This window comes from Halobacillus dabanensis (assembly GCF_900114165.1).
GTDB classification, from domain to species: Bacteria; Bacillota; Bacilli; order Bacillales; family Halobacillaceae; genus Halobacillus; species Halobacillus dabanensis.
The window spans coordinates 1-25,918 of sequence record NZ_FOSB01000005.1; the positions used below are offsets into that span (position 1 = coordinate 1).

The 25,918-nt window shown below is 43.1% G+C and carries 26 protein-coding genes and 1 pseudogene; 15 read left to right on the top strand and 12 right to left on the bottom strand.

The genetic code is table 11. From position 1 onward, the window contains the following. From BMZ58_RS09435 to BMZ58_RS09450, 5 genes and pseudogenes are all read left to right on the top strand, one after another. On the top strand, window positions 1–472 hold a 472-nt coding region (locus BMZ58_RS09435; protein WP_075036314.1), incomplete at its 5' end, for an IS3 family transposase. A 147-nt stretch (window positions 473–619) separates the two neighbouring features. Beyond that, window positions 620–754, top strand: a complete 135-nt coding sequence (locus BMZ58_RS21435) for a DUF6366 family protein (RefSeq protein ID WP_341864784.1) — start codon at window positions 620–622, stop codon at window positions 752–754. Window positions 755–922: 168 nt separating this feature from the next. Then, window positions 923–1,388, top strand: a pseudogene (locus BMZ58_RS09440) (GNAT family N-acetyltransferase). Window positions 1,389–1,488: 100 nt separating this feature from the next. After that, complete coding sequence (locus tag BMZ58_RS09445; protein WP_075036315.1) at window positions 1,489–1,929, top strand: Rossmann-fold NAD(P)-binding domain-containing protein; 441 nt, start codon at window positions 1,489–1,491, stop codon at window positions 1,927–1,929. A 351-nt stretch (window positions 1,930–2,280) separates the two neighbouring features. After that, window positions 2,281–2,736 carry an SRPBCC family protein gene (locus tag BMZ58_RS09450; RefSeq protein WP_075036316.1) on the top strand — a complete coding sequence of 152 codons (456 nt, stop codon included), beginning with the start codon at window positions 2,281–2,283 and terminating at the stop codon, window positions 2,734–2,736. 276 nt (window positions 2,737–3,012) lie between these two features. Here the strand turns inward: BMZ58_RS09450 and BMZ58_RS09455 are convergent, their stop codons facing one another. The 4 genes from BMZ58_RS09455 to BMZ58_RS09470 all read right to left on the bottom strand — a co-directional run bounded on the left by BMZ58_RS09455 (window position 3,013) and on the right by BMZ58_RS09470 (window position 7,730). After that, window positions 3,013–4,359 carry a GntP family permease gene (locus BMZ58_RS09455; protein ID WP_075036317.1) on the bottom strand — a complete coding sequence of 449 codons (1,347 nt, stop codon included), beginning with the start codon at window positions 4,357–4,359 and terminating at the stop codon, window positions 3,013–3,015. Window positions 4,360–4,380: 21 nt separating this feature from the next. Next, window positions 4,381–5,919: a gluconokinase gene (gntK, locus tag BMZ58_RS09460; RefSeq protein ID WP_075036318.1), complete on the bottom strand. Its 1,539-nt coding sequence runs from the start codon at window positions 5,917–5,919 to the stop codon at window positions 4,381–4,383. Beyond that, window positions 5,912–6,646 (bottom strand): GntR family transcriptional regulator, encoded by a 735-nt coding sequence (locus BMZ58_RS09465; RefSeq protein ID WP_075036319.1) that lies wholly within the window; start codon window positions 6,644–6,646, stop codon window positions 5,912–5,914. Before BMZ58_RS09465 ends, gntK begins: the two co-directional genes overlap by 8 nt. Window positions 6,647–6,845: 199 nt before the next feature. Next, a complete protein-coding gene (locus BMZ58_RS09470; RefSeq protein ID WP_075036320.1) occupies window positions 6,846–7,730 on the bottom strand; it encodes a DMT family transporter in 885 nt (294 codons plus the stop codon). A gap of 237 nt (window positions 7,731–7,967) precedes the next feature. Between BMZ58_RS09470 and BMZ58_RS09475 the strand changes: the two genes are divergently transcribed. The 6 genes from BMZ58_RS09475 (at window position 7,968) to BMZ58_RS09500 (ending at window position 14,610) form a co-directional block, all read left to right on the top strand. Next, the gene (locus tag BMZ58_RS09475) at window positions 7,968–8,219 is read left to right on the top strand and encodes a hypothetical protein (protein ID WP_075036321.1); all 252 of its coding nucleotides are present in this window, start codon (window positions 7,968–7,970) and stop codon (window positions 8,217–8,219) included. A 146-nt stretch (window positions 8,220–8,365) separates the two neighbouring features. Then, the gene (locus BMZ58_RS09480; protein WP_075036322.1) at window positions 8,366–8,992 is read left to right on the top strand and encodes a LysE family transporter; all 627 of its coding nucleotides are present in this window, start codon (window positions 8,366–8,368) and stop codon (window positions 8,990–8,992) included. 180 nt (window positions 8,993–9,172) lie between these two features. Beyond that, on the top strand, window positions 9,173–10,663 hold the full coding sequence (locus BMZ58_RS09485; RefSeq protein ID WP_075036323.1) for a BCCT family transporter: 1,491 nt from the start codon (window positions 9,173–9,175) through the stop codon (window positions 10,661–10,663). A 152-nt stretch (window positions 10,664–10,815) separates the two neighbouring features. Then, a complete protein-coding gene (locus tag BMZ58_RS09490; RefSeq protein WP_075036324.1) occupies window positions 10,816–11,301 on the top strand; it encodes a GyrI-like domain-containing protein in 486 nt (161 codons plus the stop codon). Window positions 11,302–11,708: 407 nt separating this feature from the next. Beyond that, window positions 11,709–13,067: an amino acid permease gene (locus BMZ58_RS09495; protein ID WP_425268652.1), complete on the top strand. Its 1,359-nt coding sequence runs from the start codon at window positions 11,709–11,711 to the stop codon at window positions 13,065–13,067. Between the two features lie 244 nt (window positions 13,068–13,311). Next, window positions 13,312–14,610, top strand: a complete 1,299-nt coding sequence (locus BMZ58_RS09500) for an APC family permease (protein ID WP_075036326.1) — start codon at window positions 13,312–13,314, stop codon at window positions 14,608–14,610. Between the two features lie 314 nt (window positions 14,611–14,924). On the opposite strand, the gene BMZ58_RS09505 is transcribed toward BMZ58_RS09500, so the two are convergent. Beyond that, window positions 14,925–16,043: a glycerol dehydrogenase gene (locus BMZ58_RS09505; protein WP_075036327.1), complete on the bottom strand. Its 1,119-nt coding sequence runs from the start codon at window positions 16,041–16,043 to the stop codon at window positions 14,925–14,927. 161 nt (window positions 16,044–16,204) lie between these two features. On the opposite strand from BMZ58_RS09505, the gene BMZ58_RS21605 reads away from it, so the two are divergent. After that, window positions 16,205–16,513, top strand: coding sequence for a gamma-type small acid-soluble spore protein (locus BMZ58_RS21605; protein WP_279626126.1), 309 nt, complete (start codon window positions 16,205–16,207; stop codon window positions 16,511–16,513). 290 nt (window positions 16,514–16,803) lie between these two features. After that, a complete protein-coding gene (locus BMZ58_RS09515; RefSeq protein WP_075036328.1) occupies window positions 16,804–17,115 on the top strand; it encodes a hypothetical protein in 312 nt (103 codons plus the stop codon). Between the two features lie 103 nt (window positions 17,116–17,218). Here BMZ58_RS09515 and BMZ58_RS09520 read toward each other — a convergent pair whose 3' ends face one another. From BMZ58_RS09520 to BMZ58_RS09540, 5 genes are all read right to left on the bottom strand, one after another. Continuing rightward, window positions 17,219–17,749 (bottom strand): DUF2179 domain-containing protein, encoded by a 531-nt coding sequence (locus tag BMZ58_RS09520; protein WP_075036329.1) that lies wholly within the window; start codon window positions 17,747–17,749, stop codon window positions 17,219–17,221. A gap of 230 nt (window positions 17,750–17,979) precedes the next feature. Next, the gene (locus BMZ58_RS09525; protein ID WP_075036330.1) at window positions 17,980–18,585 is read right to left on the bottom strand and encodes a cupin domain-containing protein; all 606 of its coding nucleotides are present in this window, start codon (window positions 18,583–18,585) and stop codon (window positions 17,980–17,982) included. A 313-nt stretch (window positions 18,586–18,898) separates the two neighbouring features. Beyond that, entirely contained in the window at window positions 18,899–19,651 is a 753-nt protein-coding gene (locus BMZ58_RS09530) for a PAS domain S-box protein (RefSeq protein WP_075036331.1), read from the bottom strand. A gap of 253 nt (window positions 19,652–19,904) precedes the next feature. Then, on the bottom strand, window positions 19,905–20,648 hold the full coding sequence (locus BMZ58_RS09535) for an ABC transporter permease (RefSeq protein ID WP_075036332.1): 744 nt from the start codon (window positions 20,646–20,648) through the stop codon (window positions 19,905–19,907). A 17-nt stretch (window positions 20,649–20,665) separates the two neighbouring features. Beyond that, the gene (locus BMZ58_RS09540; RefSeq protein WP_075036333.1) at window positions 20,666–21,577 is read right to left on the bottom strand and encodes an ABC transporter ATP-binding protein; all 912 of its coding nucleotides are present in this window, start codon (window positions 21,575–21,577) and stop codon (window positions 20,666–20,668) included. A gap of 286 nt (window positions 21,578–21,863) precedes the next feature. On the opposite strand from BMZ58_RS09540, the gene BMZ58_RS09545 reads away from it, so the two are divergent. Continuing rightward, window positions 21,864–22,406: a TetR/AcrR family transcriptional regulator gene (locus BMZ58_RS09545; protein WP_075036334.1), complete on the top strand. Its 543-nt coding sequence runs from the start codon at window positions 21,864–21,866 to the stop codon at window positions 22,404–22,406. A 280-nt stretch (window positions 22,407–22,686) separates the two neighbouring features. Here BMZ58_RS09545 and BMZ58_RS09550 read toward each other — a convergent pair whose 3' ends face one another. Next, window positions 22,687–23,094, bottom strand: coding sequence for a carboxymuconolactone decarboxylase family protein (locus BMZ58_RS09550; protein ID WP_075036335.1), 408 nt, complete (start codon window positions 23,092–23,094; stop codon window positions 22,687–22,689). Continuing rightward, window positions 23,091–24,644 (bottom strand): BCCT family transporter, encoded by a 1,554-nt coding sequence (locus BMZ58_RS09555; protein ID WP_075036336.1) that lies wholly within the window; start codon window positions 24,642–24,644, stop codon window positions 23,091–23,093. Before BMZ58_RS09555 ends, BMZ58_RS09550 begins: the two co-directional genes overlap by 4 nt. A gap of 382 nt (window positions 24,645–25,026) precedes the next feature. Between BMZ58_RS09555 and BMZ58_RS09560 the strand changes: the two genes are divergently transcribed. After that, window positions 25,027–25,917 carry a beta-keto acid cleavage family enzyme gene (locus BMZ58_RS09560; RefSeq protein ID WP_075036337.1) on the top strand — a complete coding sequence of 297 codons (891 nt, stop codon included), beginning with the start codon at window positions 25,027–25,029 and terminating at the stop codon, window positions 25,915–25,917. Window position 25,918 lies beyond the last annotated feature (1 nt).

Genomic DNA, 25,918 nt, shown 5'->3' on the forward strand with positions numbered 1-25,918 from the left:
AGATATTACTTATGTTTATTATGCGAAAGGACAGAAAGCTTATCTATCCGTGATTAAAGATGGGGCAACACGAGAGATTTTAGCTTATCACCTTTTCACCTCCCTGAAGATGGAGATCGTGTATACGACGCTTGATAAGTTAATAGAACGTGAGGACTTTATCCCTCACCCAGACTGTCTCATCCATTCCGACCAAGGCGTGCACTATACCCATCCAGAGTTCCAAAAGAAAGTAAGTGACCTAGGCTTAAATCAGTCGATGTCCCGTCGCGGTAACTGTTGGGATAATGCCCCGATGGAGTCCTTCTTTGGGCACATGAAAGATGGAATCGACTTTAAAGCGTGTACTTCTGTTTTTGAAGTGAAGCAAGCAATTGAAGAATATATGGAGTATTACAACCAAGGTCGTTATCAGTGGTCCTTACAAAAAATGACCCCGGTACAATACCGAGGTCACCTATTAGCAGCCTAGCACTTTTTATTAAACTGTCCATTTTTAGGGTTACAGTTCAATGGGGAATAGTCGTCTTTTTTTATGAAGTTGATGAAGGGCCGGTTTTCCGAAAAAACGGGGGAAAATGCTTATTAATGAAACTTCACAGCGGACTTTTCGTAATTCATATTAAAGAATCCTTCTAGTAGTGGTGGCAACAACCTTTCTGATTTAGTTGGTGGTTTAGGCTGGAAGGGTACTGGAATACTTTTTCTCCTATTGATAGTAGCGTTTATCATTTATGCCGTAGTCTTTCGTTAACGAGCTTGTTCATTTATTCCTTGTATCTTTAACTGTTTTTATAGTACAGGGGACGACTCTATATGGAGAGTCGTCCCTTTTTATAGATCTTTCATCGTTTACGAAATTTTGTGAATAATCTATAGTTGTTGGTAGCGGTAATAAAAATGTATGGAAGAGTTGATTATTATGAGTTATAAGTTTAGTGTCATGACGCAAAAGCAGGCTGAAACCATTGCATTCAATTGGCATTATGACGATGATTATTCGTTTTATGACATGGAAGCGGATGAAGAGGATTTGAAGGAATTCTTAGATCCGATAGCACGGGGGAGTTCCACCTATGCTGTTTTCAATGATGATGATTTGATAGGTTTCTTCAGTATTAACAAAGTGGATGATCAAACGTTTGATATTGGTTTAGGAATGAGACCAGATCTTACAGGTAAAGGGAAAGGGTTAGAATTTCTAGAAGAAGGTATAAACTTTGTGAAAGCTACATAATAAGCCGAAGAGAATCACCCTAGCCGTAGCCACTTTTAATGATAGGGCAATAAAGGTTTATAGGAAGTTTGGTTTTGAAGATGTGGAGACTTTCATGCAGGATACAAACGGCAGTACTTTTGAATTTCTAAAGATGTCTTATAAATGTTGACTGGATAATGACTACATCAAAGGTTGGAGATGTTTTCATCCCTATTTCTGAATACTTTTCAAGTTTGAGATTGTATTCTAAATGGAAGGAGGGGATTGGTATGAACAGGGAACATGTTTTAGTCATTGGTGGTACTGGTATGTTAAAAGAGGCTTCATTATGGTTCAGTGAACACGGATATATCGTATCAGTAATCGGAAGAACGCCAAGAAAACACGAAAGTTTGGCCGCGGAAGCAGCCAACCCAGAGTTCATAAATAGTTTGACCCAGGACTATACAAATCACTCCTCGCTTGAGAGACAGTTGATTCGGGCTATGGAAAAATACGGTCCGTTTTCTATCGTAGTCAGCTGGGTATCCTCGCTTCCTTCCTTGGAATTTATCATTAAAATAGTATCAGAACATAGCAGTGGTTGGAAGTTGTATCAGGTAAAGGGGAGCAAAAGATATTTTGAAGATGATGTTCTCCAGGTGCCTCCCAATTGCAAGCATCGAAGTATTTATTTGGGGTTTGTTATAGAAGGAAATACATCACGCTAGTTAACGAATACGGAGATTTCACAGGGTGTCATCCAAAGTGTAGCGAAGGATCATCGGGAGTCATTGATCGGGGTGCTTCATCCTTATGAGAATCGGCCGGGTTTTTAAAATATAAAAAAGTGCCTGACCCCCACTCTGCTAAAGTAGTAACGGTGTGGGGGTCAGGCACCGACTAAAATTAACAAAGGAGGGGACTTTGTGAGCTTGGTTAACATTATGCTTGGTGTCGGTTTGGTTTTCTTTGTATTATTTATAATCGCAATTTCTTCATCTCTCAGAAAATAGACACGCACATAGATAAATAGGAAGTGTGCTGTACATAGTCCAACTTTCTTACAAAGGGGAAAGCAAATGCCTATTATTAACCATAAGCAATTTATCCATGCACCTGTGGATGTATGCTTTGATCTTGCAAGGAACGTAGATATACATACGGAAACCACTGCTGGAACAAATGAGAAAGCTGTCGGCGGGGTTACGGAAGGATTGTTAGAAAAGGGCGATACTGTTACTTGGGAAGCTACCCACTTTGGGATTAGACAAAGGCTGACAGCAAAAATAATTCATATGGAAAAGCCTACTGTGTTTGTAGACAGTATGGTAAAAGGAGCTTTTCGTTCTTTCACCCATACTCATCGCTTCAAAGAGGAGGAAGGTGGGACGATAATGACAGATACATTTGAGTATAAGTCTCCTTATGGTCCTCTTGGGATACTGGCGGATAAATTATTTTTAGAAAAGTATATGACTGACTTTATCGTTTCCCGGGCAAAAGAACTGAAAAGAATAGCAGAAGATGGGAAGTAGCTTGGGCAACGAATAGGTGGGAACCATTTTGAAAACAACTCAAGGTTATCTCTTTATGTTTTTGGTAGAGGAAGGTAATAGAATCACTTCTCTTCCACAAGCAAAATGGAAAAACAATCAAATGAATAAAGAATGAGCCGCTATCATTCCAGGATGAGCGGCTTTATTATTGGTAGGATTTCCAATATTTGTATGACCTGGTACACCAAAATATTCCAAACGAAAAACAGACTGCCGAGTGGGGCTCGACAGTCTGAATTTATATCCTGATTCGTTTTATATAAATATGCTCAGCAACAATGTGAAAGCAAGGCCGAGGACGGAGATGATCGTTTCTAGCAATGTCCATGTGGCAAAAGTTTCTTTCATTGTCAGGCCGAAGTATTCTTTGAACATCCAGAATCCGGCGTCGTTCACGTGGGAAGCGACCAAGCTTCCTGCACCTGTGGAAAGAACCATTAGGGCCAAGTTGACGTCTGATTCTCCCAATAGAGGGATGACAAGTCCGACGGTCGTCAATGCGGCAACGGTTGCTGACCCGAGAGAAATCCGTAGAATGGCTGCGATCAGCCACGCTAGTAAAATCGGGGACATGGTAGACCCTTCGAAAAGTTCAGCGACATAATCTCCTACACCGCCATCGATCAATACTTGTTTAAACGCACCGCCACCACCGATGATCAACAGCATCATACCGATTTGGGCAATGGCAGTAGAGCAGGACTCCATCACGGATGACACAGGGATATTACGGGCGATTCCCATAGTGTACATTGCCACAAGCAAGGATATGACCATAGCTGTGGAGGCATTTCCGATTAAGTTGACAATAGATAAGAACGCATTTGTTTCTATTCCTGCCATCTCTTGAATCAATGTGATGATGGTGGAAATAGCAATTAAGATGACTGGAAGCATGGCGGTGAAAACACTGATGCCAAACTTCGGTGTTTGATCTAGTTCAAACTTCTTCTGTTCTCCTAAAGAAGTGATATCCCCTTGCTTTGTAAAGGAATCCGGCACTATTTTCTGTGCAATTTTTGTAAAAATCGGTCCCGCTACAATTACGATAGGGATGGAGATGATGATTCCGTAAAGCAGGACTTCCCCAAGGTCAGCCCCATATTCACCCGCGATTACAGTAGGTCCAGGGTGTGGGGGCAGGAACCCGTGGGTGACAGACAAAGCAGCAGCCATTGGAATTCCTAAATATAAGACGGAAACTTTCAATTCTCTTGAAATCGCAAAAACAATTGGAATAAGGAGTACAAGTCCTACTTCAAAGAACAGGGCGATTCCGATGACGAACGATGCGGAAACAACAGCCCATTGAATATTTTTCTCACCAAATTTATTGACAAACGTCATGGCAATACGCTGCGCACCACCGGCGTCTGTTATCAGCTTACCGAGCATGGCTCCAAGACCGAAGATCAGTGCCAGGTGTCCAAGTGTACCGCCGATTCCTTCTTCTATCGTTCCGGCAATATCTTCAAGCGGCATCCCCAATAAGATCGCTACACCAAACGAAACAATAATCAATGAAACAAATGTATTTATCTTAAGCCCCATAATTAAAATCAACAGGGCGACAATTCCGATAGCTACCATTAATAATGGCATGATGATCCCTCCATGTTGTGGTTACTTGTTAATTAAATTTCTCTGGTATTCTGCAATTCTCGTATAATCACTGCTCAGCCTTCTGGATAAATCAATGAAGATTGGCAGCAATTGTCTGTATTCTACAGCGGCTTCTTCATTCGGAGTGTGCTGATGGGTACTTCCGATCATTTCGGAAGCCACTTCGAACGATTCTACTTTTCCTGTGGCATAGAGTCCTAGAATACAAGCGCCGAGACAAGAACTTTCATAGCTTTCCGGCACGACAACCTCTGATTCGAAAATGTCGGCCATCATCTGCCGCCATACATCGGAACGGGCAAATCCTCCGGTCGCTTGAATCCGGGTCACTGGTGTGTCCATACATTCCACTAGGGCGAGGAAGACGGTGTACAGGTTGTAAATGATGCCTTCCAAGGCTGCACGGATCATGTGTTCTTTCTTATGGGACATGGTCAGTCCGAAGAAGGATCCGCGTACATCTGGATTCCAAAGAGGCGCACGCTCGCCGGCTAAATAAGGATGGAAAATTAAACCTTCTGCTCCTGGTTTTACTCCATCGGCTATTTTAGTCAGCACTTCATATGGATCAATGCCCAGACGCTTCGCTGTTTCAATTTCAGCCGCAGCGAATTCGTCCTTGATCCAGCGCAGAATCATTCCCCCATTGTTGACAGGACCGCCGATGACCCATTGATCTTCTGTCAGCGCATAGCAGAAGATTCTTCCTTTTTCATCTGTCTGCGGTTTATCGATGATCGTGCGGATGGCTCCACTCGTCCCGATCGTGACAGCGATTTCCCCATTTCGGATAGCGTTTACACCGAGGTTCGATAAAACCCCGTCGCTCGCCCCGATGATAAATGGAGTTTCCGGATTCAGGCCGATCTTTTTGGCCAGAGAATGGTCGCAATTAGTAAACGCCTCGGTCGTCGGTACAAGCCTTGATAACTTATCCCGGGAAATTCCAGCTATATTCAAAGCTTCTTCATCCCAGTCCAAATTTTCCAAGTTCATCATTCCAGTGGCAGAAGCAAGGGAATGATCAAGGACATAGTCGTTGAAAAACTTATGAAAAATATATTCTTTAATTCCGATATATTTACTGGTTCTGGAATCGATTTCAGGATGTTCCTGAACGAGCCATGTCACTTTACTCAAAGGGGACATAGGGTGGATAGGAGTGCCTGTCCGTCTGTAGACTTCATGGCCATTCCACTCATTTTTTATTTTCTGTGTCCATGCTTCACTTCTGTTATCCGCCCATGTGATGCATGGGGTCAGAGGCACGCCGTCTTTGTCTACGGCAATCAGGCTGTGCATGGCACTACTGAAAGAGACGAACGAGATATCCTTGTCTTTATGTTGATTCATAATGGCGGTCATCACGATCACCACCGCCTGGAAAATTTCGTCCGGATCTTGTTCAGCTGTGGAAATGTCAGGTGTATGCAGGGGGTAGCCCTTGCCTTCCTTTTGGATGACATCGCCTTTTTCATTAAACAATACGGCTTTTGTACTTGTGGTACCAATATCGACACCGAGCATGTAATTAGTCATCTTCTCTTTCGACTCCTTTAGTAAAAGTTTGCTGGGCCATCCATAGTTCTTCGACTCTGCCTTGAACGACATCATCGAAATTCAAGTGCAAGGACTGCACCATAAGGTCCCGGTCCTTCTTATCAATGGCCTCGATATATAGTTCATGGTTGGCTAATATTCTCTCAAAATCTTCATACATCTCTGCAACTCTATATCGCATAGAAAGCAGGACAAGGCTTTCGAGTGTTGGTTTTAAATTGTCCCATATCATTTGAATGTGAGAATGACTGATGGAACGGATAATGGTTTCATGAAAAAGCAGGTCTTGTTTGGCAACCTCATCAGCATCCTTGTATTGGACCGCTATTTTCATCATCTCAAAAATTTTACTGAGGTCTTTAACGAGTTCCGTTGTTTCCATATGAACGAGACGCTCAAATACGAAACTTTCAATAAGTAATCGCACATCATACATTTCCTGTATGTCTTTTTCCGTGATATCGAGTACTAAGGCTCCCATCCTTTTCAGTTGGATGAGGTTTTCCGAAGAAAGCACTTTCAATGCTTCGCGCACTGGAGAGCGGCTTACGGAAAATTCAGAAGCCAGGTGGTTCTCGGATAGGATTGAACCGCTTTCAATCACGCCCGAGATAATACGCATCCGGAGCTCACTGGCCACTCGTTCTCCTGCAGAAGCTTTGGATAGCCATTGGAGCGGGTACATAAATTCGCTGGAATCCTTCATTTATTCACCTCGTTTGTTCATCATCTGTATACTTGTATACAAGTAGTATAGTACAACTTCCTAAGTTTGAAAACGCTTTTCTTAAATTTTTGTCGAAAAAAGTCGGAAGGGAGTCTGTTAAATGCTTTATAAAACGTGCCTGACCCCCACTCTGTCACCACTTTAGCAGAGTGGGGGTCAGGCACTTTCCGTAGTGGAATCAGGCACTGTCCGTATTGTCGGATTGCTTCACACTAAGCACGGTGATCGTCAACAGGATGAGCGCCATTCCAAGAAGTTGAATCAATGTCAAATGGTCTCCAAGAAGCAGGACGCCGAACAATGAAGCCGTCACTGGCTCTACCATAGCGACCATCGAAGCAGTTGACGCAGCAGTCCATCGAATACCGATCAAATACAATATGAAGGAAATCCCGGCACCGACAAGGCCTAATAAAAGAAACCATCCTAAATCGCTGGATGTCATAACAGCCGCTACTTCCTTACTGTCGGTGAAAAGAAAAAGGAGGAGACAAAAGGAAAAAAAGGCGATCGTTAACGAGGTCTGCGGCTTCCCGATAGCAGAAGCGTTTTTAAATCCGAATATAAACAAAGCGTAAGCAAGACCAGAAGCAAGCCCAGCTGCCGCCCCTAGAAAACTCACGGAAATCGATTGGGTGTTATAGGCACCTGTAAGAAGGACGATCCCCATAAGTACACCCGCAATGCATCCCCACTTAAACCAGGAAGAACGTTCCATCCGTAATATAAAGGAGATCAACAGGACAAAAACAGGGGCGGTGTACATTAAAGTAGCGGCGATAGCAACGCTTGAAGCTTCGATACTTATAAAATAAAAAGTGAAATTTCCCGCAACACCAATCCCAGCTAACAGGGACCAAATGTATAAGCGGCGAGATGTCACCCAATTTTGTCTGAAGCGGAAGAGGAACCAGACGAAAAAACATAGGAATCCAACGGCCCCTCGATAAAAGGAGATGACAATAGGATCCCACCCTTTGTTCATTAAAATATCGGCAATTCCTCCACTGATGCCCCAGCAAATAGCGGCTAGCATCACTAAACCTATACCTGCATATTTCATCGCTTACCTCCTGAAGTAAAATACGTGTCTAATCTACGTATGTTGTTTGAAAAAGATGTTAAAGGTAGTTCCTTTAACTTCTTATTTTTAAACCTTAGGTCGTCCAGTATCGGTGCCTCACCCCGAATTCGTTACCAGCTTAGCAGCGTAAGGGGCAGGTACCGATAAAACGGAGGTATAAAACTAGGGAAAAATGCAATTCTACATAGAAGAGAAACAAAAGGAGGAATGATGACGATGAATTCAGAAAGTATGGATGGAATCATGGGTTGTTTGAATAACGCCAAACTTGCTGTTGAAAGGGCCCAGGAAGACCGTACAGGATATACGGAGGCCCAGCAGCATGTGAAGCAGGCAGAAGAAATGTTGAGCCAGGCAAGGCGGAATCCACAATTCAATAATCAAGCGAACGAAAAAGAAATGCAACGAGCAGCTGATTTGCTCCGCTTGATTGAAGAAACCAATCAAGCGATCAATCGTAACTCCTGACACATTGCTGGACAAGCAATGTGTTTTTTCTTTTTTACTCCTCCAACCGAGGGCATGTCCGGTTAATTGATTTAGCCTTTGTTCTACTTACGATGGACAAGAATACAAATAGTACAAGCTAAGTCAAATAACTAGGAGTGAGAACTTTGGGTGTGTTTCTCAGTTACATTTTCCTCGGACTATCTCTTGCTGCCCCTCTCGGCCCTATCAATGCAGCACAAATCAATCATGGGATTAAAAATGGTTTTTTTCATTCTTGGTTGATTGGGTTAGGTTCGATCGTTGCCGAAATCTTCTTTATTTTGGCCGTGTTTTTCGGGGTTGTCCACTTCTTAGAAACTTCATTCATGAAAACATTCCTCTGGTCCTTCGGTGCATTTGTTCTTCTTTACACAGGGATCGAAAGTATTACAAGCTCCCAAAAGCTGCAATTGAATGACGAGCGCAGCAAAGACTCGTTAATAAAGACCTTCTCGACAGGGTTCTTGATTTCCATCAGTAACCCGTTATCGATTTTATTCTGGCTTGGAATTTATGGCTCTGTTTTAGCCAACACGATCCATAAGTATGACAATGCCCATTTACTTCTTTATGGAGGGGCGATCTTGATCGGTGTGATGGTATGGGATATTACGATGGCCTGTGTTTCTAGTGGCTTCCGTAATTTTTTGACAGAGCGGACGCTTAAAGGCATTGCAGTTTTCACGGGTGTGTCCTTGCTCGGTTTCGCTTTTTATTTTGGATATCAGGCAGTGAAGATGATCTTTTTTTGATTTTATAATTGGGATAGTGGGCGATATCCTTGGATTTGGCGGATATCCGGCCAGTTCATGAAAAAATAGACTAGTTAAACGTTTTCTTTATTTCCTTGGCTTCACGGTTTCTAGACATTCACGTTTTCCATGATTACATACTTCCTCCAACGTAAATTGGATTGTGAAGGGGTTTTGCTGTTGAAAAAAGCAGGGATTGATTGGTCTTTTTTCTTGACGATGGCTACACTATTGTTCGGCATATGTCTGGTGATTTTTTTATTCCCTGAACAGATTTATCTCATGTTTGAATCAATCCGCACACAGATCAACGAAGCATTCGGGATTGTCTTTTTATGGATCGGCATGTGTTCTTTATTGTTTTTGATCTGGGTGGCGTTCAGCAGGTATGGACAAATCAAATTAGGCAGGCCGGAGGAGGGACCAGCCTTTTCTAATCTCAGTTGGGTAGCCATGGTTTTTTGTGCGGGGATCGGTTCGGGGATCATGTATTGGGGTACGATCGAATGGGGGTACCATTATGACGCACCACCATTAGGCCTTGCTCCTAATACTCCGGCCGCTGTAGAGTGGAGCGCGGCTTACGGGCTTTTTCATCACGGGCCGACGGCATGGGCGATGTATGGGCTACCTGCTTTGCCTATCGCTTATCTTTATCATGTCAAACAACTTCCGATCCTTAAAATCAGTGAAGCTTGTCGTCCTCTTTTGAAACACCACAGTGATGGGTTGATCGGTAAGATCATCGATTTGTTTTTTGTCATCAGCTTACTAGGGGCATCTGGGACAAGTCTTGGAATCAGTGTGCCGATGATGTCTGCTGGTATAACCAAGGTTACCGGAATTCCAAGCAGTTTTCTTTTAGATTTAACCATCCTTTTTATATGTACAGTTATCTTCGCTATCAGTGTTTATTCTGGTTTAGAAAAAGGAATCAAGGTGTTAAGCAATGTGAACATCGTTTTAGTTCTTTTCTTACTGCTGTTTGTTTTCATTATCGGTCCGACTGTCTTTATTATGGAAATATCGACTAATAGTATCGGGTTGATCGCCAATAATTTTTTCAGGCTGAATACGTGGATCGACCCCATCGGAAGGTCAGGATTCCCGGAAAAATGGACGATTTTTTATTGGGCATGGTGGTTGGTGTACGCCCCGTTTGTAGGACTGTTCATTGCTAAGGTTTCTAAAGGGAGGACCATTAAACAAATGATTTTGGGGACGATTATCTTCGGCCCTTTAGGGTGCTGGCTCTTTTTCTTCATCCTCGGCAGCTATGGTCTTCATCTCCAGCTATCCCAGCTGCTTGATATTACAGCTTTCCTTCATCGTGGAGAACCTCATCACGCGATCATTTCCATCATCCACACCCTGCCTCTTGGAAATCTTATGGTCCTTTTATTTACTGTTCTGGCGATCATCTTCGTTGCAACTACCTATGACACATCCTCCTATATCATCGCTGCCGTCACTCAAAAATCACTCGATGGGGATCCGATTAAGTGGAACCGCCTTTTTTGGGCTTTCTCCCTGGCACTTCCTCCGATGGCTTTATTATTCATCGGCAGTCTGAATACACTCCAGGCTGTTGCTATAATTGTAGCTCTTCCTTCGTGTCTGATCATGATATTGTTATCCCTGTCTTTCCTCAAGCTGATGGAAAATCATTAGTAAGAGGGAGGATATACATTCTTTCAGGGGAGTCATTAGTGAAAAAGGAGTTGTTGCTGCAGCTCCTTTTATTTTATTTTCATGAAGGGGAGAAGAAGGGTTTTCATCCATAGATGGAGAAAACGTATAAGGAATTTTAGGGGGGAGATAGAGTGAGTTATGAAATTGTAACTGTACCAGCCTACAGGGCAGTAGGGTTAAAGTGGGAGGGGACATTTTCTGAAATCGTGCCAGATTTAAAAAATGTCATTCGACAAAGTGAACAGCGAGCAGGTGAATTAGAATATAAGGTGAATCCACATGTTCAGTTAGGTTTATCTTATCATGTCGTCGAAAATGGCTTCGCTCATTTTGCAGTGTATGAAGTGAGTGAGAAACAGGAAATTCCTGATGGGATGGTCGAAGTGAGGGTTCCTGAATGGACGTATGGGAAGACGAAGCATCACAAAGGAAAAGACATACAAAAAACTTACACCGATTTACATCAATGGCTTTTTGAGAGTGACTACAAGGCGTTGAGAGAACCTGGTGTAGATTACTATGACCCTTATATGCCAATAAAACATGAGTATTACCCATTGGACCGTGATCCAGATGATCCGCATTTTGATATTCTTATACCGATTGTAAAAAAATGAGGTTATTAGTTACTACGGGGCCAATTGATTGGAATAGGAAAAACGCTTGGAAAATTAAAATCCAGGCGTTTTTTTGTTTGTCCTTTATGGATGATCATCGTGTGCCTTGAACGTTATTTTATTGGCGAAATAAAAAGCGCAAAGGTATAGATGGAAAAAGACAATCGGGATCATCCTGTTTTTGGCCTCGATAAACGTGATTGTTCTGGGCACCCTATAAATGGGTGATTACAGGCAACAAAGAAACGCTTTTGCTTTCAGAAGATAACACCAGTTGATAAACGGAGGGGAATCAAGCGGGTGGGCAAGAGGGTTAAGTAATTCAGCATATAATTTACGCAAAAATGGACCCTTCCTACATTTCTCAACTAATTAGCAGGATCAGGGCCTAGTCTATATAAAGGGGTATGATTATGAGCTGTTCAACTTCCGGGGGGCAAGGTTCTAAGAACGAAAAGCAAGGGAATCTCAAGTGGTGGCAACTATCTCTGGTGGGTGTAGGATGCACGATAGGAACCGGGTATTTCTTAGGTTCCAGTATCGGGATCACAATCACAGGGCCTTCCATCGTGTTTTCCTTTCTCTTAGCAGCCATCGGCACCTACGCTGTTTTTAATTTACTTGCAAAAATGACTGCAAAGGACCCGCAGGAAGGGTCGTTCTGTTACTATGCAGGAAAAGCCTTCGGGCGTTGGGCGCGGTTCAGCTGTGGTTGGAATTATTGGTGGTCAACAACGCTTATCATGGGAAGTCAACTCATTGCTTTGTCGATCCTTTCCCAGTTTTGGTTTCCCAATGTCCCGCTCTGGGTTTTTGCAGGTGGATATGCCATTTTGTCCATATTAGTCGTGCTCATGGGAACGAAAAGTTTTGATAAGGTGGAAGATATATTAGCCGTAATCAAAACGGCTGCAATCATTATGTTTATCCTTTTAGGTGCAGCCGCTCTACTAGGATGGATACCAGGAGGGCCAGATCAAAAAACAGGTTTTCCGAATACCAGGGATGAGCTTTTCCCAGAAGGTTTTTCTGGGTTTTGGGCTTCCCTCATTTATGCTTTCTATGCGTTCGGAGGGATAGAAGTCATCGGCCTGATGGCGATCAGGCTCAAAAATAAGGAAGATGCTCCTAAATCAGGTACAATCATGTTGCTGCTGCTTACCGTCATTTACGTATTATCATTAGGATTGGCGGTGACGATGGTGTCGGTGGATGCTATCGATCCTAATGAAAGTCCTTTTGTGACAGCTTTAGCTGATTATAAACTTGCCTTCTTCCCACATGTATTCAATGCAGCTATCATCATAGCTGGATTTTCTACATTGACTGCAGCTTTGTTCGGTGTTACGACCCTGCTCGTCACAATCGCAAAGGATGGCGATGCACCTTCTATATTTGCGAAGAAACTTAAAAATTTCAAAGAGCTTCCATTACCTTCTCTCGGTCTTGGAGCGATCGGATTAATGGCCTCTGTCATAACTGCCCTGCTTTTGCCAGACAAGACGTATGAATACATTACAACGGCTGCAGGGATTCTGCTTTTGTATAACTGGACGTTCATCATTCTTTCTTCTTTTCGGATTCTTAAGGAAACGAAAATGTTTGCTAAAATAGTATCCATTGTCGGACTGATCCTGATTTTAGCCGCGATAAGTGGGACACTGGTGGAAGAAAGCATCCGTCCAGGTCTGTTTATCAGTCTGTTACTGACCGCGATCATTGCGGGTGTCACTTTTATCATGAGCCGGAAGTGGAAAAAGTCTTGAGAAAATATAAATTCCAGGAAACCACGGATTCTGTTCGTGGTTTTTTTGTTTGATGGTGCCTGAATTCCTCTAGTCATGTAGTGGAACAGGCACTTTTTTTCTGAACTACTCCATGCGGAAGGTTTCCGTTATAATCCATCAATGAAATAGGGGTTTACTTGGCGGCCAAAATGAGAAATGCATGGAATAGGAACAAAATATTAGATAAAACGATAAGTTTTCTGGATAAAAGGAGTGAAAATCTATGGGAGAGTATAAGGAAAATAGTCTTTCGCTCATTGGGGCGATTGGTCTTGGTACAGGTGTCATGATTAGTGCGGGAATCTTCGCTCTACTTGGACAGGTCGCAGAATTGGCAGGAACATGGTTTCCGCTCATGTTCATCGCAGGTGGAATAGTGACAGGCTTCAGTGCTTACTCTTACGTTAAAATGAGCAATGAATATCCATCCGCCGGTGGTATAGGAATGTTTCTGGTGAAAGCTTATGGAAAAGGAACATTGACTGCCTCAGCAGCTATGTTGATGGCTGTATCTATGGTAATCAACCAGAGTTTAGTGGCCCGTACTTTTGGTACTTACACTTTGCAAATATTCAATGTAGATGAAGGCAGCTTTCTTGTTCCTGTTCTAGGTGTAGGATTACTTTTATTTGCTTTTATAGTAAATATATCAGGGAATAGCTTTATTCAAACTTTTACCTCTGTTATATCCCTTTTGAAAATTATCGGGTTAGTCGTTTTTGCTATGGGAGGATTATGGGTAGTTGGCTTTTCCGTTGCTCCAGCAGAAGGAGGAAGTGGAACCCCTGAATCCACAGTGGCAAGTATGATTGCTGCAATCGCCTTAACCATTCTTTCTTTTAAAGGTTTTACAACCATCACAAATAGTGGTTCAGAAATTGTTAAACCTAAGAAAAATGTCGGGAGAGCTATCATAATAACGATACTGATCACTCTTGTGGTTTATTTGCTTGTTGCATGGGTAGTTTCCAGTAATTTATCGCTAAGTAATATTATTGAGGCAAAAAACTATTCACTTGCTGAAGCGGCTAGACCTGCTTTTGGTGACTACGGGGTATGGTTCACAGTTGCTATTGCTATTGTTGCAACCATTTCCGGTATTATTGCTAGTGTTTTTGCTGTTTCCCGTATGTTAGCGATGCTTACAGACATGAAGTTGATTCCTCACAAGCATTTTGGCATGCCAGGAAGAATTCAAAAGCACACACTTGTTTATACGATTGTGTTGGCGATGTTTCTGGCGGTTGTCTTTGATTTAACCCGGATTGCCTCTGTAGGGGCTATCTTGTATCTTGTCATGGATATGATGGTACATTGGGGAGTATTTAAACATCTTCGTAAGAAAGTTAATGCCAATCCAGGAATCGTATTAACAGCATTCTGTTTAGATGGAATTGTATTGACGGCTTTTACATGGGTGAAATTGAAAAATGATTGGCTGATCGTAGCTGTATCTCTATTATTTATTGTGTTCATTTTTATTGGGGAACATTTCTTTTTGAAAAATAAATCGGAGGAGTAAAGTTCGACATTGCCTGATCTCCGCTGCACTAATGCCTTCATACAGTGGGGTCAGGCACTGATTTGAAATAGTTTTCATTGTGGGTTTGATTCTGATTTTAGCCGCCATAATCGGGGTGCTGGGGAAAAGCACCCATCCAGGTCTGTTTATCAGTCTGTTACTGACCGCGATCATTGCGGGTGTCACTTTTATCATGAGCCGGAAGTGGATCCTGAAAAGAAGGTGCCTGACCCCCACTACACTAATGCTTTAATACAGTGGGGGTCAGGCACCGGTAGATAATACAAAGCTGGGGTATGGCACCCCAGCTTTTTTTATGATTCGTCTAGCTGCAACATTCCTTTGAAGCTTTTGGCATATTGATCTGTAGCAATGATCGCATCTGCCACCTCGTCAGCAGTTACAGAAAAGGCCTGGTGGATCGTTTCTCCTTCGGCGGTTGCTGCTTCTGCAACTTTGAGGATATCTTCTCTGGACGCATCTTTCAGTTTGATGTCTTCTAACGTGATTGGCAGGTCAAGGCTTGAATATAATGCCATATATTGCTCGATTTCATCTTGAGGATGTTGTTCCATCGTCAATTGGACAAGGGTTCCGAAAGCCACTTTCTCCCCATGTGTAAGATGATGAATATCCCCTTCTAATGCGGTGAAGCCGTTATGGATCGCGTGGGCAGCACCCAGTCCGCCACTTTCAAATCCAAGACCGCTGAGTAGGGTGTTCGCTTCAATCACATTTTCTAACGCAGGCGTTACTACTTGGCGTTCGTTCGATTGGTAAGCGAGTAATGCATAATCAAAGAGTGTTTCTTCACATTTTTCGGCAATTGCCTGCGCGGCAAGCGTCGTTTGACCTCCTGCCATCGTATTACCGCTGTTGTTCACAACACTTCTAACCTCTACGAAGGTTGCCAGGGCATCGGCAATACCAGATGCTAAGAAGCGAGGAGGTGCGCCTGCAATGATTTTCGAATCCAATAATACAAGATCCGGATTCTTGCTGTAGAAACGATAGGACTCAAATACACCCTCATCTGAGTAAACAACGGAAAGTGCGCTCGTTGGTGCATCTGTAGAAGCGGTTGTGGGAACGATTACCGTATATCCCTGTACCTCATCAGCAACCGCTTTTGCAGTATCCAGCGTTTTTCCTCCACCGACACCAATGACGATGGAAGCTTGAGCCTCTTTGGCAATATCGGCGATTCGGTCCATTTCCGCTGGAGAGGCTTCCCCGTTAAATACAACGTTTTTCGTATGGATATTTTTCTCTTCCAGGTAAGATACGACATCATCACCTGCAATTTTCCAAACGGTTTCGTCTGCAATGACCACAGCCGTCTCACCAATACCTTCTAAATGTTGCCCGATTTTTTTGATAGCATCTCTGCCTTGTACATATTTTGCTGGACTAATGTATACACGTTCTTTCATTTTTAACTCATCCTTTCTTATCTATTACATTTTGTTATCTTCCCTGATCGTGAGTGATGTTAAACGGGTATATAAAAAATCACATCCGCACACAATACAACTGTCATGAGCATCGATGCTGTGACTAAACATGCTCCATAAAAAACAGGAGGGGACCTCTCATGAAAAATAACCAAAACATGAACCAGCAACTTAACCAAATTCAACAAGAAAGCAAGAAGCTTGCTCAACAAGAACAGCAAAATGCGGCCCAGCTTCAACAGCAACAGGGCAGCCAGAAAGCTCAAAATATGGCTCAAATGGAAGCACAAGCTGCTCAGGAATTAGAAAATATGGCTCAAGGTGCACAAAACCTGCAAAGCCAAAACAGTGCTGGGCAACAGGCTCCATTTGGAACGGAATTTGCATCAGAGACGGATGTTCAAGAGGTCAAACGTCAAAATCAACAATCCCAAAGAAACAAAAAGTAACCCTCTTTCATTGAAAAAGAGCTCCAGATAAACAGGAGTCTTTATAAGGTGAAAACTCAAAAAGGCTGTCCAGATCGGGTAAACGGACTGGACAGCCTTTTTTTATCTCCGTATAAGCTTGATATGTATCTCCATGCCATTTTTTCATAAAAGAATATCGACCACAGTCGACCGGGATTACTGAACGGTCTAGGGTACAAAGTTCGTTGAATGAGCTTCTATTTTTTATTAGGCGTCCATACATAAAAATTGTATCCCCCGTAAAAAATAAAGGGTACGGGAGGTATATTATGTCTAAGAAAAACCAAAAATACACCGACTTTGCCAATGTCGAAACCCAGCGTAATTTCCTGACATCCGAAGAGTTCCCTGAGGGTTCTTATGGTAACTCTATAGGGAAGGAAAAAGCTGTTTCTAACAAGGATACACCCTGGAAAGAAGGGCAACAGTATTACAGCAATTTTGCTTACGAAAATAGAAACTTACATGCTGGGTTACCCCGCCAGGAGGATGGTGCCCACCCTACGCATGATGATAAAAATAGCGAGTCCGAAGATCCCTATAATGAAGCTCCGAACGAAGATAACAGTCAAATGGAGTAAAGAATTTCATGAAGTTTGCAAAGCAAATTGATCTGCTGATTGATTTGCTTTTTTTATATCCAGAATGGTTTATGGTGCTGGAAAATGTTGAGGTGTCCTGGATTTATGTTTTGCTTTTCTTTACTTTTTTCATTGCTTTCAATAAGTATCCTCCCTTGAACTTACGTGGTTCATAAGAAATGATAAAGGCGTTCGGTTCATACTCTTCGATCGTTTTCGTTACATTTGCTTCCATGTTCCTTTTTGTCAATATTTGAAGTTGATAACGGACACTGTCTCTTCCCATTCCTTCAAATACAGTTACACCATATCCATTATTCCTTAGTGTGGAAACGAGCTCCGCATTGTTATTCATCAAGTTCACTGTAAGCGTTGTATAACCAATCGCCAGTTTATTTTCAATATAATTCCCTAAAAAGATCCCTGCAGCAAAGCCCATGGCATACACAAGCATCTCTGGAATACTTTGCTCCCCACTCAGGACGATGGATAAACCGAATACATAAATCAATGCTTCTATAAATCCGAAGATAGCAGCAAATACGCTCATATTCTTAACAACAAAAATAATCCGAAGCGATAAGGTTGGTACTAAAATGATTTGTAAGAGAAAAATTAATAGGATGTTAGCCATTTTGATACCCCACTTTCTAATGTGATCCTTCAGTCTATGAATTACTTTTATAGTAAGCAAAAAGGAGAAATTAATGTATGGACTTTTATCCGGGTAGTTTCTGAGCCAGCTATAAACCTGTTAGAAGTAAATATATTCCCTGCGACTTTATTCACTAAACTGAAAAAGTGCCTGATCCCCGCTGCATGAATGCTTCAGCAGAGCGGGGATCAGGCACCAGTAGAAGAAAATCAATAAAAATAGGGATAGGGCTGATAATGGTAGGCATGGTAAGGATAGTAGGTCGGTGGGGATGGATGTTGCCGGGATGAATGGTTAACCGGTCCGATGAGTGTACCCGGTTTTACTGGTTGGATGGCTTCTTTCCATTTGTTTTCATTCATACTGTAGGTTTCTGCCATTACTTTCGGCGGGGTCAGTTTTATAAGGTCTGATCCTAGAATAACTTCAGGGGTAGGTGCATCAAAGATGGCAAGGAAATGGGTGTCATCCACCAGGGCTTCTTCATAATGCCACCATCCGTGTGGGACATTAGCGACTTGTCCAGGGGTGATGGTGTAGCTGGATATTTCCTTTGTGAAAGGGTTCAGCATCGATACGTTCAGTGCTCCTGAGATCATATAAACCAGTTCTGATGCATTTTGATGGTAATGGGGTTCTACATAATTCCCTTTACTAAGGTGAATATCAAGCAGGGACGAGTTTTCTAATGTATTCAACTGATTGACACCTAACACATTGATTAAGTTCTGGTCATTCTTTTTGACAATCGTACTCTTGTTCATGTCAAAAGCGAATTGGGCGGAGGGAGATGTATAATCCATATATTTTGTCATTGATCATCACAATCCTTAGGGTAGTAATTGGTACACTCATTTATATGGAAAAAAGCGAAATGTGTGCCCCTCCCGATTCTTATTCTGTATTACTACTGAAAGAGAACCGTTTTACTTCGGTATAAGAGGGATATTCCTGTTTGTTGTGTGGCGTTACAGGAAGCACCAATCATCTTGAATATAACGTGGCAGAGTGAATAGAGAAAAATGAAAACAAAAAGAGCAGCCAGTGAACAAGGTTCACTGGCCGCTCTTATTTTAGTTCGACTTATCCCAACGTCGATCCATATATCTTAGGCGATAATGGAACTTTTTATTTTACTCCCAAGTAAGATAAGGCATCTTTGACCGTAGCGAATGTCGGGATGGAAGATAGATCTGTATTCAGGTTTGTGGCGGCTATCGATAGCTCTGGTCTCAAACCTGTAAGGATAGGACGCACACCAAGCAGTGATAAAACGTTATTTATTTTAAAGAGATTATCGATTACCACATTATCTATGGTATATACACCTGAAAAATCAATAATTAAACGACTTATATTTTGATTCTGCACCTTCTCTGGTACCATCTCTAAAAGAGATCGTGCTTTCTCTTCATCAATCTTACCCACTAAGGGAAGAACGGCTATTTCGTTTAAAATAGGAACAACGGTGGCAGACAATTCATTGATCTGTTTGGTCATTTCCTTTTGTTTCTTTTCCGTTTCTCTTTGGTCCGTGATGTCACGTACATAGGTTTGAATGGCCTTATTATTATCAATCATAATTGGGTGACAGTATAATTCAACTTCAACGGTTGTTCCGTCCATTCTATATACCGTTTCTTCAATGACATCAGCCGGTTTTCCGTATGCAGATTGTATTCGTTTTTTAATCGCATCCTTGGACGTTTCCTTGAAAATATCCAATGGACTTGCACCGATGACTTCTTTTCTATTCGTTCTGAAAAATTCTTCGGCTGCCTTGTTAATGTAGATGATTCGATAATCTGTATGGATGATCAGTGGGTCGAGAGAGTATTCAATGACCTCCCGATAATCTATTTCTGAAATATTTTCACTCACCAGGCTTCCCCCTGTTACAAAAGATACAGGTTATTTTTATTGTTAGCAAGAGCCCGGGTGGGGTAGTTATTTCCAAAGAGGACATTTAGGCTTATGCAGTAATGGGGGAATATAAGTAAGGCAGATGATCCTCCTGTACTAAAGAGAAGTTTAAGTGGAGACAGGCACAGGCGGAGTCCAGTTCACCTAGTTAATCCCTCATTTCAAGAATTACCAAAACCCCTCGAGATGAAAAGGGAGGGGATAGCTTTAGCTAGTTTCTGGATTGCCTTAAAAAGCGTGGGTAAGAAACGAGTGCCAACACACCGCCGGCCGCTCCGGCTACCATCAATATAAGGAGATTGAGCCAAACATCCGTTACGCCTGCCCCGGAGAGAATCACATCCTTAAACCCTTGAAGCGCCCAGTATTGGGGGAGTGCTTTGCTGATGTTTTGAACCATTTCCGGCATCAGTTCCACCGGCATCCACAGTCCGCCAAGCATCGCTCCGCCGAGGGCGAGGACTTGCGTCAAGGCGATGCCCATGTTTTCCGTTTTGACAAGCACAGCCATCGCCATTCCCCATCCTGTAGCAATAAAAGCAAGGGCAAGGGATAGGAGGACCAAGGAGAATGGGTCTCCGAGCGGTAATTGATAAACAGCGACACCGAATCCGAATAAAACGGCAACTTGAACGAGGACAATAATCATGTAAGGGATCCACTTGCCAAAGAAATAATGGTGGATAGGCAGAGGGGTACTGGCGGTTCGTGCGACCATCCCACTATCACGATCTTTTACGAAAGCAATGACCATGGAAATCATGATGAAAAAAGCAAACATGATCGTGTACCCGGGGATGATTTGGGTCACCACTTCTTTGTAGCTCGTATTTTCATCTCCTGAAAAAATCGCTACAAAGGCAACAATGAATATCACAGGTAAAATAAACGTCCAAAACCATAGTCCCTTGTCTTGAACCACTTTTTTCAACTCCGTACGAGCGATTGCCCACATCGTCGATTCCTCCTTTATTACATATCTCGCAGCTGTGTTCCGGTCAAGTGGAAGAATATATCCTCCAACCTGGGCTGGTAAAGCTCCAAACGGTAGGGATGAATGTCTTGCTCGCGGCAATGTACCGCCACTTTTTCAAGGGTTTGGAGGGAATCTTCACTGTTAAGCAAGTATCCGGTTCCTTTACGTTCGACCTTACCGAACGATTGGAGGAAATCTTGATCAATCCCTTCCCCTGCGATAAACAAGGAAGGACTGGCGTGTTTTTCCAGCAGATCTTCCATCCGGCCGAATTCTGCAAGTTTTCCGTTGTCTATGAGACCGATGCTATCACAGAGATGTTCGACTTCCTCCATATAGTGACTGGAATAAATGATTGTGCTTCCATCTTTCTGCAATTCCTGGATGATGGAAAAAATCGAATTCCTGGATTGGGGATCAATACCGACGGTCGGTTCATCCATGATGACAATGGAAGGTTTGTGCAATAAGGCGCAACCGATGTTCAACCGCCGCTTCATACCACCTGAAAAAGTGGACACTTTATCTTTAGCCCTGTCTTGCAAGCCGATTTGTGCAAGTACTTCATCGATTCTTGTCTGAAGTGCCTTTCTTTTCAACTCATACAAATGTCCAAACAGAGTCAGGTTATCCCTGGCTGTCAGGGTTTCCTCCAGACAAATTTCCTGCGGGACATACCCGATCCGCTGTTTTATCTTCAACCGCTCTTTGGAGACACTCCAATCATTCACTTCCATGTCTCCGTGAAAGTTCAGCAATATCCCGGAGAGAATTTTCATTAGTGTGGATTTTCCGGCCCCGTTCGGCCCGACTAGTCCGAAACAAGCTCCTTCATCGATATGAAAACTGATGTTGTCCAAAGCCTGGATGTCACCATACTGTTTACTGATGCCTTTTACATCAATCACGGCATTGTCCCCTTTCCTTCGTTTCTCAAGTCAGTTTGTCTTCTTTCCTATCTATACGTGCATGGAAAATAAAGGTTTCATATCCTGGAAAATAATTACGGCATGAAATAAAGGGGAGGAAAACTGGTGTGTTACTGGGGATTGGAAACAAGAAGGAGGGTGGTACGTAATCAGTGATATTCCTTTCCCTTTTACCTGGAGAAATGAGAAAGGGGATCAATCAAATTGAAAACCCCCATGATTACTGATAACATTATGGGAAAATGAACGTAAATGAGGGAAGCACATGCCACGAGTATCAAAACGGCAAAAGATTTTGGAAGCGGCAGCTCTGATCGTAAAAGAGCAGGGCAGTGATGCGTTGACATTGGATGCCGTCGCAAAAAGAGCAGAAGTTAGTAAGGGCGGTCTTTTATATCACTTTTCCACGAAGCAGGCGCTTGTGGAGGGACTCGTCCAGCATATGAATGATATTTATCGGGAGAATGTCCAAGAATTAGTAGAAGAGGATAGAGAGGAAATAGGGAAATGGGCGCGTTCCTTCATTAATGTTATGCATGATAAGAGTGGGGAGAACCGGACGATCAGTGCAGGAATGCTGGCGGCTCAAGGAATCAACCCGGAATTACTGCAACCACTAAAGGATACATATGCCGATTGGCAACACCATATGGAACATGACGGTCTCGATCAAGTCGATGCCACGATTATACGGCTTGCAGTTGACGGTTTATGGTTATCGGAAATATTCGGTTTAGGTACACTCCCACCAACACTTAGGGAACAAGTGCTGGAACGCTTGAATGAACAAACATATAAATCAAAATAAGAAATCACCAGCTCCTTTTTTAGGAACTGGTGATTTTTTGTTTCTATTTGCTTATGGGTTTCGTGTCTATCAGAACGCTTCCGCATTTCTTTTTGTCCAGCTATAGCGCCTACCCCCTCGAGGTCTTAGGCCCCACAGGAAGTGGGGTCGTTCGGTGTTGCAACAGGACGTTGCGAACTTAACCGAACTTCCTCTTTAAACATTGTGACAAAGATCGGGCCACGTCACTATCGTTCTTAAGCTAGTCGGGGGTGAGCAAGGCGCTTCCGCATTTCTTTTTTTACGTAAACATCATTTCTTCTGTTTCACGCTCTTGAAATACTTTTCGAGCCTGGGTAAGTGCATTGATCACAGACGGGAAGCCGACATAAGGGATAAGCTGAATCATCGCTTCGGTGATTTCAGTTTCGGACAGCCCCGCGTTCAATGCTGTATTGATGTGCAGTTCCAGTTGTGGAAGACTGCCGGATCCTTGGGTGACGAGACTTGATAAAACGGTAAGCGCACGGGATTTCTTACTGAGATGATCCCGGTTGTAAATATCGCCGTAGGCAAACTCGATAATGTACTTACCGAGATCTGGAGCGATATCTTCGAGTGCTTTCATAAGTTCAAAGTGGTTGGTTCCTTTTTCTTCATCTGTGTAGGATTTCAGTATTTCTAATCCTTTTTCATAACGTGTCTTCATGCAATATGCTCCTCTTTCTCGCTTGTTTTCTTTTCTTTCTGCCTATCTTCATTGACCATCTTAATAAACGACCATCCGAGAATCGGCAGAATGACTAGAAGCGGGAATCCACCAACAATACTGATTGTTTGAAGGGTGGTCAGTCCGCCCATGTTCATGAATATCATCGGTAAAATCGATAGTGCCAGCGCCCAGAACAGACGGTTCCATTTCAGTGGTTCACCTTCGACATGTTTTTGTACGACAGAGGCTATCACATAAGAACCGGAATCGTACGTGGTAGATAAAAAGATCGTCGCAAGCAAAATGAAGACGATGATGGCAAGCGTTGCTAATGGCAATTCTGTCAGGGTGCCGATGATCGCTGCTGGTGCGCCCTGGTTATTCAATGTTTCAATAACTGGGTACTGGCCGCTCAGTTCCAAGTACATGGAATAGTTTCCTAGAATTCCGAAGAACAGAATGGTACCTAAGCTTCCGAACAGGACAGTACCGAAGACGACTTGACGAATCGTACGCCCCTTGGAAATACGAGCGATGAATAGGCCGACAAACGGGGCATAAACAATCCACCATGCCCAGTAGAAAACCGTCCATCCTTCAGGGAATCCTGTCCGGGTGAAGGAAGCAAGGTCATTGAATGGCTCTGCCCATAAACTCATTAGGAAGAAGTTGTCCATCATCCGACCAAGGGCTGTTCCTGTCGATTCTGTAATGAAGCTCGTTGGTCCTACCGCAAAGATGAAAATCAATAGGATGAAGGCGAGCCATAAGTTGATGTCACTCAGGACGCGGATCCCTTTTTGCAATCCGGAATAGGCACTCAACCCAAAGATCAACGTACAGAATACCAGGATGATCGATTTTGTCATCATGGTATCGGGAATGCCTACAAGGTTGTTCAAACCTGCTGAAATGATCGGTGCAGAAAGGGCAAGCCCTGTTCCCCCTCCGCCTAGCAGTCCGAACATGAATAGAATGTCGACTAGACGTCCGACCCATGTATCCGTGTATTTTCCAAGTACAGGACGGCAGGCTTCACTAATTTTAAAAACCTGTGTCTTTTTGACATAAAACATATAGCCGATCGGCAGGGCGGGAATGGCGAACATCGCCCAGGCAATCGGTCCCCAGTGGAAAAATCCATACGTAGATGCCCATTGAATCGCTTCTTTGGAACCAGGTTCCACACCAAAGGGTGGTCCTTGATAATAATAAGCCCACTCGATCACACCCCAGTAGAGGATGCCGGTACCGATTCCACTCGTGAACAGCATGGCTGCCCAGGAACCAGTTTTGAATTCCGGTTTTGTTTCCTTATCTCCGAGTTTGATATCTCCATAGCGGCTTACTCCGACAAATAATAGGAAAAGCAATAGGACTAATCCTACAACTAGAAATAAGAAACCTAGTTTTTGGGTCACGATTTCGTTGGCTGCGAGTACCACTTCTTTTCCTTGTTCAGGGAAAATGAGGAGAGGCAAGGCTACAAATAGTAATAAAGCGAGCGCCCCTCCAAATGTTTTCCAATCCATGAGTTGTTTCTTCATGAAAATGTCCTCCTTTATAAAAATCTGAAATTGTTTGTTTCGCTAACGCCGTTTTAAACTGTACAATCCAGACGGTTCTGTTTCAAAGGGGAGATAGGGGTGCAAATGGGAGTATATTAAGCAATGTTCAAGGAATTATAGAGTAGAAAGTTAATTTTCCCTTATTTTCGTATTATTTATGCTTTAATTTCAGTTTGTTCAGTCTGTAAAAAAAATATTGTACAAAATAATAGGTGTAATCTAGCGGGATGACGGGATTCAGGATAAGTTTTCGCAAGTGTAATACGAAAAATATGAGAAATGCGTGTTGAAACTAAACAGTCCGGATGGTATAGTTTTAGCTGGTTGATCAAACAAACGAATTCAAAGGAGGACCTTTGGAATGAAAAATAAAGTATTGTTAACATCTGCCGTCACAGGGGCGGGAGATACAATGAAGAAAAATCCACACGTGCCTGTCACGCCGAAAGAAATTGCGGAGTCTGCGATTGAGTCGGCAAAGGCGGGAGCGACAGTTGCTCACGTTCACGCACGGGACCCTAAAACAGGTGCTATCAGTCACAATGTGGAGCACTACCGGGAAATCGTCGATCGCATTCGTGAATCAGAGACAGATGTCATCATTAATATTACCTCTGGAGGTGGCGGTGATTTTATCCCGAGTTTGAATACACCTGCAGCAGGAGGGGACGGTACCGATATCCAAACACCAAGAGAACGTCACGAACCGGTAGGAGAATTGCTTCCGGAAATGTGCACTCTCGACTGCGGAAGTACGAATTTCGGCAACATGATTTATATGAGCCCGACAGACTGGCTGCGCGACCAGGCGAAAATGATTCAAGAAAGTGGTGTGAAGCCAGAGCTTGAATGTTTCGATACCGGTCACATCCGTTTTGCCAATCAATTGGTGGAAGAAGGGCTGATCGATGGCGATCCGATGTTCCAATTTTGCCTTGGGATTCCGTGGGGAGCAGCGGCTGATGCGGAAACGATGATCTATATGAAAAATCGTATTCCGGAAAATGCCCACTGGTCGGCATTCGGCATCGGTCGTATGCAAATGCCGATGGCTTCTCAAGCAGCGATGCTCGGCGGTAATGTCCGTGTCGGTTTGGAAGATAACATCTATCTTTCTAAAGGCGTTGTCGCGAAAAATGAACAGCTTGTCGATAAAGCTGTCACGATGCTTAGCGGATTGGACCTTGAGCCGATGACGCCACAAGAAGCACGTCAATATCTCAACTTAAGAAATCCACACGGAGGGAAGTAAT

Coding starts and splice junctions, on each gene's coding strand:
- BMZ58_RS09445 (WP_075036315.1), top strand. CDS start 1,489: ATGAACAGGGAACATGTTTTAGTCATTGGTGGTACTGGTATGTTAAAA.
- BMZ58_RS09450 (WP_075036316.1), top strand. CDS start 2,281: ATGCCTATTATTAACCATAAGCAATTTATCCATGCACCTGTGGATGTA.
- BMZ58_RS09455 (WP_075036317.1), bottom strand. CDS start 4,359: ATGCCATTATTAATGGTAGCTATCGGAATTGTCGCCCTGTTGATTTTA.
- gntK (WP_075036318.1), bottom strand. CDS start 5,919: ATGACTAATTACATGCTCGGTGTCGATATTGGTACCACAAGTACAAAA.
- BMZ58_RS09465 (WP_075036319.1), bottom strand. CDS start 6,646: ATGAAGGATTCCAGCGAATTTATGTACCCGCTCCAATGGCTATCCAAA.
- BMZ58_RS09470 (WP_075036320.1), bottom strand. CDS start 7,730: ATGAAATATGCAGGTATAGGTTTAGTGATGCTAGCCGCTATTTGCTGG.
- BMZ58_RS09475 (WP_075036321.1), top strand. CDS start 7,968: ATGAATTCAGAAAGTATGGATGGAATCATGGGTTGTTTGAATAACGCC.
- BMZ58_RS09495 (WP_425268652.1), top strand. CDS start 11,709: ATGATTATGAGCTGTTCAACTTCCGGGGGGCAAGGTTCTAAGAACGAA.
- BMZ58_RS09500 (WP_075036326.1), top strand. CDS start 13,312: ATGGGAGAGTATAAGGAAAATAGTCTTTCGCTCATTGGGGCGATTGGT.
- BMZ58_RS09505 (WP_075036327.1), bottom strand. CDS start 16,043: ATGAAAGAACGTGTATACATTAGTCCAGCAAAATATGTACAAGGCAGA.
- BMZ58_RS21605 (WP_279626126.1), top strand. CDS start 16,205: ATGAAAAATAACCAAAACATGAACCAGCAACTTAACCAAATTCAACAA.
- BMZ58_RS09515 (WP_075036328.1), top strand. CDS start 16,804: ATGTCTAAGAAAAACCAAAAATACACCGACTTTGCCAATGTCGAAACC.
- BMZ58_RS09520 (WP_075036329.1), bottom strand. CDS start 17,749: ATGGCTAACATCCTATTAATTTTTCTCTTACAAATCATTTTAGTACCA.
- BMZ58_RS09525 (WP_075036330.1), bottom strand. CDS start 18,585: ATGACAAAATATATGGATTATACATCTCCCTCCGCCCAATTCGCTTTT.
- BMZ58_RS09535 (WP_075036332.1), bottom strand. CDS start 20,648: ATGTGGGCAATCGCTCGTACGGAGTTGAAAAAAGTGGTTCAAGACAAG.
- BMZ58_RS09545 (WP_075036334.1), top strand. CDS start 21,864: ATGCCACGAGTATCAAAACGGCAAAAGATTTTGGAAGCGGCAGCTCTG.
- BMZ58_RS09550 (WP_075036335.1), bottom strand. CDS start 23,094: ATGAAGACACGTTATGAAAAAGGATTAGAAATACTGAAATCCTACACA.
- BMZ58_RS09555 (WP_075036336.1), bottom strand. CDS start 24,644: ATGAAGAAACAACTCATGGATTGGAAAACATTTGGAGGGGCGCTCGCT.
- BMZ58_RS09560 (WP_075036337.1), top strand. CDS start 25,027: ATGAAAAATAAAGTATTGTTAACATCTGCCGTCACAGGGGCGGGAGAT.